The organism is Ruegeria sp. YTSC004 (assembly GCF_059609805.1).
Genome location: NZ_JBXWMJ010000003.1, coordinates 259,505 through 270,935, shown reverse-complemented (window position 1 = coordinate 270,935; position 11,431 = coordinate 259,505). Strand labels below are relative to the sequence as shown.

Sequence of the window (11,431 nt, the reverse complement as noted above, 5' to 3'; positions counted from 1 at the left end):
GTTTCTTAGTTCAATTCAGGCGCTCGCCGGTTTCCTTGGCGAAGTAAGATACTTTGCTCATATCGAAGGCCAGGTTCAGCATCTTGCCCGCCTGAGCACTGGTTTCCGCGTGCAGCCTTGCGGTCACCTGCTTGCCGCCCAGTTCTGAGACAACATAGGTATCGGCCCCTGCGGGTTCGACCATATCGACCATGCACGCCGCTTCCTGCACGCCATCACCGGCACGGAAACCGGCCTCGGCAATATCCTCGGGGCGCAAACCCAGGATCACATCCTCGGGCAACGCCAGATCGCGCGCATCGTTCAGAACCAGAGTTTCCCCGGCATCGCGCGAGATGACGATTTGTGTACCCGATCCGTTTTTTGTGACCTGCGCAGGGATCAGATTCATTGCCGGCGAGCCCATGAAATCGGCGACAAACAGATTGGCCGGATTGTTGTAGATCTCGGCCGGGCTGCCGATCTGCTGCACGATACCGCCCTTCAGGACCACGATTTTGGTGGCCAGCGTCATCGCCTCAATCTGATCGTGGGTCACGTAGACGATAGAAGCGTCCAAGGTTTGGTGCAGCTTCTTGATCTCGGTCCGCATCTCAACCCGAAGCTTGGCATCGAGGTTCGACAGCGGTTCATCGAACAGGAACAGCTTGGGGTCGCGCACCAGCGCCCGACCCATCGCCACCCGCTGGCGCTGACCACCCGACAATTGGCTGGGACGACGGTTGAGCAGCGGCTCGATTTGCAGCAGAGAGGCCACATCGTTCAGCTTGGCGTCCTGCGTGGCCTGATCGACCCCGCGCACCTTCATGCCGAAGGTGATGTTTTTGGCCACGCTCATCGTCGGATACAGCGCGTAGGATTGGAACACCATCGCGATGTCGCGGTCCTTGGGGCTGACATGGGTCATGTCTTTGCCGCCAATCGCCAGTGTCCCGTCGGTGATTTCCTCCAACCCCGCAATGCAGTTCAGCAAGGTGGATTTACCGCAGCCCGAGGGGCCGACCAGCACCAGGAAATCACCCGGTTCGATCGAGATGTTGATGTCCTTCAGAATTTCGGTTGCGCCGTAATTCTTGTAGAGTTTGTTGATATCAAGGATGGGAGCCATGGGTCTTATCCCTTCACAGAACCGGCGGTCAGGCCGCGGATGAAATACTTACCGGCAACGACATAGACGAGCAGCGTCGGCAGCCCCGCGATAATCGCGGCGGCCATGTCGACGTTGTATTCTTTAACGCCGGTGGTGGAGTTTACGATGTTGTTGAGCGCCACAGTCACGGGCTGCGTGCCCGCCTGGCTGAACGACACGCCGAACAGGAAGTCATTCCAGATCTGCGTGAACTGCCAGATCACTGTCACCACGATGATGGGCAGCGACAGCGGCAGGAAGATCGACCAGAAAATCCGCAGAAAGCCTGCCCCATCGACCCGAGCGGCTTTGGTCAGCTCGGCCGGAATGGTGACATAGTAGTTGCGGAAGAACAGCGTAGTGAAGCCAAGGCCATAGATCACGTGGACAAAGATCAGGCCCGGAATGGTTCCGGCGATCCCCATCATGCCCAGCAGCCGCGCCATTGGCAGCAGAACAACCTGAAACGGAATAAAGCAGCCAAACAGCATCAGCGAGAAGATGATGTTCGCGCCTTTGAACCGCCACTGCGCCACGACATAGCCGTTCAGCGCACCAATCAGGGTGGACAAAAACACCGCAGGCACAGCGATCAGGACCGAGTTCCAGAAGTAAGGCCGCAGACCTTCACACTGGATACCGGTACAAGCCCCGGACCATGCGGTTTTCCAAGCATCAAAGCTGACTTCGCGCGGTAGTGAGATCAGGGACCCGGTGCGGATTTCCTCAAGGCTTTTCAGCGATGTCGTCAACATCACGAACAGCGGCATCAGGTAATACAGCGCGAACAGGCCCAGCAGGACGTAAAGCAGCCAACGAAGGGCAATCTTGCCAGTGGCGCTCTGCGAGCGAGTTTGGGTTTGGGGCATCGACAGATCAGTCATTTTTCGCCCTCAGCTCTGAATAAAGATATGGAACCACGATGGCAAAGACGACCAGCATCATGATCATTGCGGAAGACGCCGCCTGACCGATATCGCCGCGCGAAAACGCCATGGCATACATGTATGTGGCTGGCAGATCAGTCGCGTATCCCGGACCGCCACCTGTCAGCGCGATGACAAGGTCAAAGCTCTTGATCGCAAGGTGGGCCAGCACGATGAAGGCAGACAGGAAGATCGGTGCCATCGACGGTATTATGATCGCCGTATAGATGCGCCATGTGGGGACACCATCGACCTGTGCGGCTTTGATGATTTCACCATCCACCGAACGAAGCCCGGCCAGAAACAGCGCCATAACAAAGCCCGAGCTCTGCCAGATCGCGGCAATCACGATCGTGTAGATGGCGTAATCGGGGTTCACCAGCCAATCGAATTCAAAATTCGGAAAGCCCCAGCCCTGCACCATGGATTCAATGCCCAGACCTGGGTTCAGGATCCACTTCCATGCGGTGCCGGTCACGATCATCGACAGTGCCATCGGGTACAGGTAGATGGTGCGAATGACCCCTTCGACGCGGATCTTCTGATCCAACAGGATGGCCAGTAGCAGGCCCAGCACCATCGCGATCACGATGAACAGCGCGCCAAAGATATACAGGTTGTTGATTGCCGTATCCCAGCGAGGGGAATCGAACAGGCGTTCATACTGAATGAAGCCATGGATCTCGTATTTCGGCAGTAGTTTCGATCGGGTCAGCGACACCCATGCGGTCCATCCGATAAATCCGTAGACAAAAATCAATACGGCGATGAACGACGGTGCCAGCACCACCTTGGGCAGGTGGTTTTCCAGCCATTCGGACATTTTTTCCTCCGGGGAAAAGTGCTCTGCCCCTCAGTATAGGGGGCAGAGCGTTTTGGATCAGTAGCTGTTGGCCACTGCGTCCGCCAGTTGCTGAACCGCGTCAGCCGAGGACATATCCGAGTTGAAATGCGCGGTCACAACATCCGTGATCGCACCAGACTGCGACCCGCGCAGCGCCATGCCATGGGCGTAAGACGGCAGCAGCGAACCACCTGCCGAGGTCGTACCCATGTCTTCTGCCGAGATTTTCGCGCAGATATCAAAGGCATCCAGCGCTACGTCAGTCCGTGCAGGGATCGAACCCTTGTTCAGGTTGAACACTTCCTGGAAGTTCGGTGCGACGATCAGTTTGGCCAGCAGTTCCTGGCCGGCGCGGTTGTCGTCACCTTCAACTTCGAACATGGCAAAGCTGTCGACGTTGTACAGATATCCGTCACCGGGGGTCGAGGCACACAGGAAATCTTCGCCGGGCTTCTTACCAGCGGCCAGGAATTCACCTTTGGCCCAGTCACCCATGATCTGGAAAGCGGCCTCGCCATTCATCACCATGGCGGTGGCCAGGTTCCAGTCGCGACCCGAGAAGTTTTCGTCAACATATCCACGCATGGTACGCATCTGGTCAAAGACCTGTACCATTGTGTCCGACGTCAATGCTTCGGGGTCGAGATCGACCAGGGCTTTCTGGTAGAATTCTGGTCCACCAATACCCATGACGACCGCCTCAAACACGGTCGCGTCCTGCCAGGCCTGACCACCGTGGGCCAGCGGGATCACACCAGCTGCCTGCAGTTTTTCGGCCGCTGCGTTGAACTCATCCCATGTGGTGGGCATTTCGATTCCGTTTGCTGCCAGAACATCGGCATTCGCCCAGATCCAGTCGATGCGGTGCACGTTCACGGGTGCAGCGCACCAAGTGCCTTCGCACATCATATGGCCCGCGATCGACGCAGGCAGGACATCCGCCCAGCCTTCTGCCTCGGCCACGTTCGAAATGTCGGCCAGAACGCCTTCTTCGTACCATTCCTGAATGGCAGGGCCTTTCAGCTGGACTGCGGTCGGCGCGTTACCGGACAGAACGCGGGCGCGCAGCGCGGTCATTGCCGCATCACCACCGCCACCCGCAACGGGCATGTCGGTCCAGGTACCGCCGTTCGAGGCGAATTCTTCCTGCAGAACGGCAACCGACTTGGCCTCACCACCCGAGGTCCACCAGTGCAGTACTTCCGCCTGCGGCTCGGCCACAACGGACGATCCGGCCACAACGGCCAAAGTCGAAACGGTGGCAAATGCAAAACGCTTCATTTTTTGTCTCCTCCCTGAGAACTCAGTGACTGCCAAAGCAGCGATGGCGCTATTACTGTGGTCTGATCGCCGTCTGGCAAAGCGGAATTCATAGTAAAGCACGGAAACGGCCCAAATTTTCACCACTTCTGTTACAGCGTGTTACGTTGGCATTGAATCTGTTTCCATTCGTTACAATGGACAACGACAGAGGGAAAAGATCGGGAGGAAAGACAGAGTGAGCATTCCGCGGCTTCTGGTGGTGGATGACGACCCAGAGATGCGGTCGATGATGACGCAGTTACTGCAGCAAAACGGCTTCATCGCGCTGCCCGCCAGTTCTGAACAGGAAATTCGAGCGCACCTGTCCAACGGGCGGATAGACCTGATCCTGCTGGATGTCATGCTGGGCGACGAAAACGGCATCGACATCTGTGCGCGGCTGCGGCGCGAACAGGATGTGCCAATCATTCTGGTCTCGGCCCTGTCTGCCGACCATCAGCGTATGGCCGGATACGAAGTTGGCGCAGACGACTACATTGCCAAGCCGTTCAACCCGCAACTGATGCTTGCCCGCGTCCGGGCAGTGATGCAACGCGCTCGGCGCTCGTCTTCGCTGGCCTATCGACGCCGAACGCGCACTTTCCGATTTGACGGCTGGGTCTATGATGGCAAGCGTGATGATTTACATTCGCCCGAAGGCTATTTGGTCGCGTTGTCACAAAGGGAAACCGCCCTGCTCAAGGTGCTTTTGGCCAACCCGCACATACCGCTGACCCGCGATGAAATCGTCGCAGCGCTGGATGTAACAGGGGACAGTGACAAGTCCGAAGCGCAGGGCCGCGCCATCGACATGCTGGTCGGTCGCCTGCGATCCAAGATCGAGACCAACCCTAAAGATCCGCAAATGCTGCGTACGGAACGCGGGGTCGGGTATATCTTTGCCGCCGACATTTCGGTCGAAGAATGACGCTGCGCCTGCGCAATCTGGGGTGGCTTTGGACCCTTTCAGCCTTTGCTGCCGGTTTGCTGTCTGCAGGGTTATGGTTCGCTTCGGCGCGCGCCTGGAACGACTACCTGCTGCAATCCTTTGTAGCAGGGTTCACCGTCTACGAAGAGTTGCGAACAGGCATGGCCCCCTCCGAGGGGTTGTCGATAACGCCCTTGCCGCCCCAGGATACTGCTCTTGCCGAAAATGGTGAATTTCAGCGGTTGCCCGGGTTTTCAAACCGCCGTTTCGTCACCAACCTTTCGATCCTAACCGACAGTTCCTCGCCGCTCAGCGGGCGTGAATTAACCGTGGCGATTCTGTCCAACCGGTTGGTTTATCCGGTGTCGGACATTGTTTCAGGCAATGATCAAACCGGGCCTGAAAAGATGGGGAACCTGACCCGGTTGCTGGCGACATATTGCAGTGAGCCGATCCTGATCGCGAAATTTGGACGCGAGGCCTGGCATCAGGTCGACGGGACCCAGATCTGGGGCTGTCAGGCGGCCCCAATGGATTTACGTCTGCCCGCAGTTCTTATGGGGATCGTCGCAATGGCGATCATCTTATCCGCAGTCAGTAACGTCTCAGATACCTTCACCCGATTTGCCCGCGCGTTGCGCGAAAGGCAGCGCCTTGGTGGGCCGGAAAGCTATGAGGCGGATGGCCCGGATGAACTGCGCGATATCGTCTCGGCGGTGAACGCCCATCTTGAGGCCGAGCGCGCGCAGCTTGAAAAGCGGGCGACGGTCTTGTCCGGTGTCAGCCACGATCTGGGCACCCCTGCGACCCGCGTGCGATTGCGTGCCGCCCTGATCCCCGACGATGAGCTACGCGAAAAGCTCGAGGCGGATGTAGATCAGATGACGGGCATGATCGAAAGTGTCCTGACCTATACGCGATCCGAACTGGATGTTGAGGAACCGCGCCAGATTTCTCTGACCTCTTTGGTCGAGGCTCTGGTCGCCGATTATCAGGATATGGACCTACCCGTGACACTAAAAAAGATCGACCCCGTCGCGGTCGATGGGGTTACATCGGTTTTCATGTCCCGGCGCGGACACGGGCAGCTGACCGAAACACGCCGCGTCCTGGTCATGGCGCGACCCATATCGCTTAGGCGTGCGCTGACCAATTTGATCGACAACGCGTTGAAATATGGTCGACACGCCGAAGTGCAGTTGGCGACCGATGCGACCACCGCGACGATCACGGTCGAAGATAAGGGCACCGATCTGTCGGTGGAGGACATCGAAAACCTGATGGCTCCATTTCGTCGTGGGTCCAACACCGGATCGTCCGACGGCTATGGTTTGGGCCTGACAATTGCCGCCACCGTGGCCGAACAGCATGGCGGAGAAATGCGCTTTGAGGCCGGCGACTGCGGCCTGCGCGCCTGTCTGCAAATCGCCCGGCAGTAAAAAACTAGGTGGTATAGCTGCGCACAAGCGCGCTGGCGATCAGGGACCACCCGTCGGCGATGACAAAAAACGCCAGTTTAAACGGCAAGGACACTGTGGCTGGCGGCACCATCATCATCCCCATCGACATCAGCACCGCCGCAACCACAAGGTCGATGATCAGAAATGGCAGAAAGACCAGAAACCCGATCTGAAAAGCGCGCGCAATTTCGGACAGCATGAAGGATGGCATCAGGATGGACAGCGGCGCGTCGGGCGACAGCGTTGTGGCATCACCACCGGGGCGCAGGGCGGCCATGGCGTGAAACGAATCGGGGTCCAATCGCGCAGCCATGAAACCGCGAAACGGCTGTAATGCACGCTCCAATGCAGGCTCGACCTCCATCGTTTCATCGACCAACGGCCGAATTCCTGTTGTCCAGGCTTCGGAAAAGACCGGCTCCATGATGAAATAAGTCAGAAACAACGCCAGGCTGACAATCAGCATATTGGGAGGAGATTGCTGCAACCCGATACCTTGGCGCAGGATCGCCAAAACGGTGATCAGAAACGGAAAACAGGTGATCATGATCGCCAATCCCGGAGCCAGGCTGAGCACGGTGATCAACAGGATCAACTGAATCGTGCGCGCAGAAATCGAACCGCCCTCGCCCAGCGAAACAGACAACTCCTGCGCCGTGGTCAAAGACGGGGTCAAAACCGCAAACGCGACCGCCAGAATTAGAAACCGGCGCATCAGCCGATCCCGTTTTGCAGATCCGCGATTTCAGTCAGTCGCACGGCCAGCTGACCGGCGTGCTCGCCCTCCATCTCCTCTAGCAGACCGCGTGCGACAAGCTGGTCGCCGACATACAGGTCAACCGGATCCTCAATGCGTTTGTCCAGCATCAGCACGGCGTTTTCCCCCATGTTCAGCAGATCACGGATCAAAGGGCGCGCCCGGCCAACCGATACGGTGACTTCAATCGGAACGGCCTCAAACGGGTTGGGCTTCTCGGATTTCGGGGTTTGCGGATCACTCATTGGTCACTGCCTCTTTTGCCTGAAAAACATACGCCTGAAAGGCTTGATCGATTGCAGCAAGCAAACCGCTGCAATCCACCTCGCGCTGGGAAACCCCGACCTTGAGCCGCGCTTGCCCCGCTTCAAGCGACGGGTCTTCGATCACCTGCACAGGTGATGACAGCTCAGCGGGGATCAGGTCTTCCACCTCGTTCACACGACCTGAGGGTACGAAGATTTGCATGGGCTGTCCGATCTGCCCGCGCGCTATATCGGTGAGCTGCTCGACAAGCCGAACGGCAAACCCTCGGTCCAGCATTTCAGGCAAAACCAGCTGTGTCAGGCTCTGAAACATTGGTTCCAGCGACAGGGCCATCCGGTTAACCGCTTCATGATAGGTAAAAGACATATCTTCGAGCGATTTGGCCAATTCGGCCGAAACCTGCCCCCGGCTCTGCTCTTGCGCCTGGACCGCGTCTTCCCAGCCGGCGCTATAGCCTTGCTCGAACGAGGCCAGCCTTTGTTCCTCTAACGCGTCCTCATCTAGTACGTGCAGCTGTCCACCGCCGGCCTGTAAAGTGAAATCCTCAAGAAGATGGGCAATCGACATCACACACGCTCCTCACCTTCTTCCAGCCAACTGCGCAGGATTTCGACTGTTTCTTCCTGTTTGTCGCCGATCATCGCCCTGAGCCGATCCACGGGGTCCGCCCCGGCATCGGTCGCAAGCGCCGGAACGTTCCCTGTGGGCGCCTGCCCTGGCAAGGTGGTGAATTGCCCGCCCTCTTCCGTCGCAATTTCGCCGGTCAGGTATGCGTCAGGTTCCTGAGCCGTACCTGCGGACAACAGCGCCGGAACGGTCGCCGGCTGCGTCAAAATGGGGCGGATGACAAACATACCAAGCACCAACGAAACCAGCGCCAGCACTGCCATTTGAATTAGCGACATCGCGTCAATATGAAATTTCTGCCACAGCGAGGCGGTTGCCAAACTGCCCTGCGGCTCCACCACCGGAAGATCCAGCGATTTCAGCGTAATAACGTCGCCCCGCTCGGCATCGTAGCCCACTGCCGAGGCCACAAGCTCTTGCAGTGCATCCATCTCGGCCTGCGGCATCGGCGTGAATGTTTCACTGCCGTTTGCGTCCACGGATCGCGTTCCGTTTACCAGAACAGCCACCGTCAGTCGCTTGATCGCGCCGGGACCGTTGTGAACCTCAAGCTCGGTTTCGGAAACCTCGTAGTTGACCCGTTCTCGGGTCTGGGTTGCGTTCGAATTGGATTCGTCCCCGCCCGCGCCATCGCCATCGGGCAGGTTTGACGCAACCGTCACATCCCCGGATTGGTTGCGAGCACTGTCCGAACGCTCTTCGACATCGGTGCTGATGGCCACACGGCCATTGGGATCAAAACGCCGTTCGCGGATTGATTCTGTCTTGGTCACCGTATCGACACTCACCTCGACGACAGCATTTCCAGCTCCGACCCGGGCTTCGACCAGACGCAGAACCCGCTCGCGCAGCTGGCGCGATTTATCGTCAGCGGTATCTGCGGACACCGGGTTGTCCTGTGCCCCGATCACTGCGCCATTCGAATCGATGACGGTGACGTTCTCGGGCGCCAGTCCGCTGACTGCGGACGACACCAGGAACCGGATCGCCTTTGCCTGATCCGACGTGATGTCCGTGCCTGATGCGACCAGATAGACCGATGCGGTTGGTGCAACACTGCGCTGGAACGGATTGGCTGATCCATTGGCAATATGCACGCGCGCCTGACTGATATGGGGGCTGCCTACAATGGTTCGGGCCAATTCACCTTCCTTGGCGCGCCAATATGCGGCGTCAAACATCTGCGATGTTGTGCCAAACCCGCTGAGCGAATCCAGCAGCTCGTAGCCCCGGTTTCCCGTTGCAGGCAGGCCTTCGCTGGCCAGCGTCAAGCGCAATTCATCCCGTTGTGATCCCGGCACATAGATTGAGCCACCGCGAATCTCATACTGCACCCCGCGCTGATCCAATGAACGGACGATATCCCCCGCAGCGCCGCTTTCTAATCCGGCGTAAAGCAGGGTCATCGACGGCGTTGTCACCAGACGCGACATCGCAAGGATCCCCAAAAACACCAGCACGACTGCGCCCGCGACAATGATTTGTTTACGCCTGTCCAAATTTGCCCAGACAGTTCCGATCTGCTGCACGATCACCTCCGACTCGCCGACATTCTGTGCGACGCATCCCTTGTTTGGACGATTACCCTTAACAATCGGTTAGTCCCTGTCGGGTTATGACGATTGCAGATTGTAGGAATGAGGACGTCATGACCGACGCGACTGCAGAACAGGCAGAAGTCCAGGAAAAATCTGGGAAAAAGGGAATGATAATAGGCGCGATTCTGGCGATAGCCGGTGCTGCGGGCGGGTATTTCCTGACCACCACCGGCCTGTTGCCAATAGGTGGAAGACCCGTTGTACAAAACGCCGAGGAAACAGAGAAAAGCAAGCCTGCCAAGGCTCTGCCAAAGGTTGGATTCGTTGACCTTGCCCCAGTCGTCGTGTCGGTAAACGCCAGCGATTCGCGACATCTGAAGTTTCACGCCCAGCTCGAGGTGAACGCGCCGTACATGGCGGATGTGGAAAAGATGAAACCGCGAATCATGGACGTGCTGAACGGATATCTACGCGCGATTGAGGTAACGGATCTTGAGGATTCGCTCGCGCTTATGCGCATCCGAGGACATCTGTTACGGCGTGTCGAAATCGTCGTCGGTGAAGGCCGTGTGCGCGATGTTCTCGTCATGGAATTCGTACTGAACTAGGAGGCGAAGTTGGAGCTGATTGCAGATATTTTGCTGGTGGCAGGTGCCTTGGGTGCGGGTCTTTATTGTTTCGTCCTGTCCAGACGGTTGAAACGCTTTACCGACCTTGAAAGAGGCGTCGGTGGTGCCGTGAGCGTGCTGTCATCCCAAGCGGAAGAGTTGAAACGGTCACTGGATTCAGCGCGCGACGCCTCGGATCAATCTGGCGTCGCGCTGAAGGATTTAACCGAGCGCGCCGAAACAGTGGCGCAGCGGCTTGAGCTGATGATGGCCTCGATGCATGACGTAGTGCCGGACGATGATGAGGCGACCGAGATCCCTACACCAGAACCTGAGCCGGTTGTTTCAGAAGAACAGTCCCAAACCACCTCAGTGCCCGTTATTGAAGAAGACGCGCCAGCCGAGACTCAGGTCAAACGTCCAGGTGGGTTGATGTTCCTGCGTCACAGCCGCAGCGAGGCCGCGACATGAGGCGGAAGCGGGCGGAAAATCGCCCCAAAGGCGGCGTTCTTGCGGTGATCGCGATGCTTATGATCGGTTCCGCCGCGATCAGAATAGGATTCGAGGCCGGCCCCGCGCTGGCTAAAGGATCCGATCTCGCCCCATCGCTGGCGAGGGGCAGCCAACCCGAACAGCCCGGTGCGCAAGAATTGTTGACTGAATTGCTACGCCGCGAAGACGCACTCAAAAAACGAGAGGCCGCTTTGGAAGACAAGGAAAAGGCGCTCGATATCGCGGATCAGGCGATTGAAACGCGCCTGGCTGCCTTGCAGGAGGCCGAAGAGTCGCTGCGACAGACACTGGCCTTCGCCGAAAAAGCCGCCGAGACCGATCTGACGCGCCTGACGGATGTGTATCAGAGCATGAAGCCCAAGGACGCAGCCGCCCTGTTCGAAACCATGGACCCCGGCTTTGCGGCTGGCTTTCTGTCGCGGATGCCACCTGACGCAGCAGCAGGTGTTCTGGCCGGTCTCAGCCCCGAAGCCGCCTATACGATCAGTGTGATCATGGCCGGTCGCAATGCTGCGGCTCCGCAGGAGTAGCG

Annotated in this window: 13 protein-coding genes; 5 read left to right on the top strand and 8 right to left on the bottom strand. The window is 58.0% G+C overall.

Features of this window, described 5'->3' with window-relative positions; translation table 11 throughout:
- Positions 1–10: 10 nt before the first annotated feature.
- From AC2FFP_RS08290 to AC2FFP_RS08275, 4 genes are read right to left on the bottom strand one after another with little or no spacing between them, the layout of a single operon-like run.
- Positions 11–1,108, bottom strand: a complete 1,098-nt coding sequence (locus AC2FFP_RS08290) for an ABC transporter ATP-binding protein (protein ID WP_496880889.1) — start codon at positions 1,106–1,108, stop codon at positions 11–13.
- Positions 1,109–1,113: 5 nt separating this feature from the next.
- A complete protein-coding gene (locus AC2FFP_RS08285) occupies positions 1,114–2,013 on the bottom strand; it encodes a carbohydrate ABC transporter permease (protein ID WP_058279072.1) in 900 nt (299 codons plus the stop codon).
- The gene (locus AC2FFP_RS08280; RefSeq protein ID WP_496765563.1) at positions 2,006–2,878 is read right to left on the bottom strand and encodes a carbohydrate ABC transporter permease; all 873 of its coding nucleotides are present in this window, start codon (positions 2,876–2,878) and stop codon (positions 2,006–2,008) included. Before AC2FFP_RS08280 ends, AC2FFP_RS08285 begins: the two co-directional genes overlap by 8 nt.
- 57 nt (positions 2,879–2,935) lie before the next feature.
- Positions 2,936–4,180, bottom strand: coding sequence for an ABC transporter substrate-binding protein (locus tag AC2FFP_RS08275; protein WP_496777257.1), 1,245 nt, complete (start codon positions 4,178–4,180; stop codon positions 2,936–2,938).
- Between the two features lie 217 nt (positions 4,181–4,397).
- On the opposite strand from AC2FFP_RS08275, the gene AC2FFP_RS08270 reads away from it, so the two are divergent.
- Both AC2FFP_RS08270 and AC2FFP_RS08265 read left to right on the top strand, forming a co-directional pair.
- Positions 4,398–5,129, top strand: coding sequence for a response regulator transcription factor (locus AC2FFP_RS08270; RefSeq protein ID WP_496739520.1), 732 nt, complete (start codon positions 4,398–4,400; stop codon positions 5,127–5,129).
- Entirely contained in the window at positions 5,126–6,568 is a 1,443-nt protein-coding gene (locus AC2FFP_RS08265; RefSeq protein ID WP_496765570.1) for a sensor histidine kinase, read from the top strand. The genes AC2FFP_RS08270 and AC2FFP_RS08265 overlap by 4 nt, the downstream gene beginning before the upstream one ends.
- Positions 6,569–6,572: 4 nt before the next feature.
- Here AC2FFP_RS08265 and fliP read toward each other — a convergent pair whose 3' ends face one another.
- The 4 genes from fliP to fliF are packed head-to-tail and all read right to left on the bottom strand — an operon-like array spanning position 6,573 to position 9,769.
- Positions 6,573–7,304: a flagellar type III secretion system pore protein FliP gene (gene fliP, locus AC2FFP_RS08260; protein ID WP_496880888.1), complete on the bottom strand. Its 732-nt coding sequence runs from the start codon at positions 7,302–7,304 to the stop codon at positions 6,573–6,575.
- Positions 7,304–7,591, bottom strand: coding sequence for a FliM/FliN family flagellar motor switch protein (locus AC2FFP_RS08255; protein WP_496765577.1), 288 nt, complete (start codon positions 7,589–7,591; stop codon positions 7,304–7,306). Before AC2FFP_RS08255 ends, fliP begins: the two co-directional genes overlap by 1 nt.
- Positions 7,584–8,180, bottom strand: coding sequence for a FliH/SctL family protein (locus tag AC2FFP_RS08250; protein ID WP_496880887.1), 597 nt, complete (start codon positions 8,178–8,180; stop codon positions 7,584–7,586). Before AC2FFP_RS08250 ends, AC2FFP_RS08255 begins: the two co-directional genes overlap by 8 nt.
- On the bottom strand, positions 8,180–9,769 hold the full coding sequence (gene fliF / locus AC2FFP_RS08245) for a flagellar basal-body MS-ring/collar protein FliF (protein ID WP_496844946.1): 1,590 nt from the start codon (positions 9,767–9,769) through the stop codon (positions 8,180–8,182). Before fliF ends, AC2FFP_RS08250 begins: the two co-directional genes overlap by 1 nt.
- 119 nt (positions 9,770–9,888) lie before the next feature.
- On the opposite strand from fliF, the gene AC2FFP_RS08240 reads away from it, so the two are divergent.
- Genes AC2FFP_RS08240 through AC2FFP_RS08230 form a run of 3 tightly spaced genes read left to right on the top strand, consistent with a single transcriptional unit; the run spans position 9,889 to position 11,429 of the window.
- A complete protein-coding gene (locus AC2FFP_RS08240; RefSeq protein ID WP_496765584.1) occupies positions 9,889–10,386 on the top strand; it encodes a flagellar basal body-associated FliL family protein in 498 nt (165 codons plus the stop codon).
- Between the two features lie 9 nt (positions 10,387–10,395).
- Positions 10,396–10,857, top strand: coding sequence for a hypothetical protein (locus AC2FFP_RS08235; protein WP_496844944.1), 462 nt, complete (start codon positions 10,396–10,398; stop codon positions 10,855–10,857).
- The gene (locus AC2FFP_RS08230; protein ID WP_496765591.1) at positions 10,854–11,429 is read left to right on the top strand and encodes a MotE family protein; all 576 of its coding nucleotides are present in this window, start codon (positions 10,854–10,856) and stop codon (positions 11,427–11,429) included. Before AC2FFP_RS08235 ends, AC2FFP_RS08230 begins: the two co-directional genes overlap by 4 nt.
- Positions 11,430–11,431 lie beyond the last annotated feature (2 nt).

What these genes read in the sequence shown, in the direction of transcription:
- AC2FFP_RS08265 (WP_496765570.1), top strand. Translation starts at nt 5,126, where the DNA reads ATGACGCTGCGCCTGCGCAATCTGGGGTGGCTTTGGACCCTTTCAGCC.
- AC2FFP_RS08280 (WP_496765563.1), bottom strand. Translation starts at nt 2,878, where the DNA reads ATGTCCGAATGGCTGGAAAACCACCTGCCCAAGGTGGTGCTGGCACCG.
- AC2FFP_RS08255 (WP_496765577.1), bottom strand. Translation starts at nt 7,591, where the DNA reads ATGAGTGATCCGCAAACCCCGAAATCCGAGAAGCCCAACCCGTTTGAG.
- AC2FFP_RS08285 (WP_058279072.1), bottom strand. Translation starts at nt 2,013, where the DNA reads ATGACTGATCTGTCGATGCCCCAAACCCAAACTCGCTCGCAGAGCGCC.
- AC2FFP_RS08290 (WP_496880889.1), bottom strand. Translation starts at nt 1,108, where the DNA reads ATGGCTCCCATCCTTGATATCAACAAACTCTACAAGAATTACGGCGCA.
- AC2FFP_RS08230 (WP_496765591.1), top strand. Translation starts at nt 10,854, where the DNA reads ATGAGGCGGAAGCGGGCGGAAAATCGCCCCAAAGGCGGCGTTCTTGCG.
- AC2FFP_RS08250 (WP_496880887.1), bottom strand. Translation starts at nt 8,180, where the DNA reads ATGTCGATTGCCCATCTTCTTGAGGATTTCACTTTACAGGCCGGCGGT.
- AC2FFP_RS08240 (WP_496765584.1), top strand. Translation starts at nt 9,889, where the DNA reads ATGACCGACGCGACTGCAGAACAGGCAGAAGTCCAGGAAAAATCTGGG.
- fliP (WP_496880888.1), bottom strand. Translation starts at nt 7,304, where the DNA reads ATGCGCCGGTTTCTAATTCTGGCGGTCGCGTTTGCGGTTTTGACCCCG.
- AC2FFP_RS08275 (WP_496777257.1), bottom strand. Translation starts at nt 4,180, where the DNA reads ATGAAGCGTTTTGCATTTGCCACCGTTTCGACTTTGGCCGTTGTGGCC.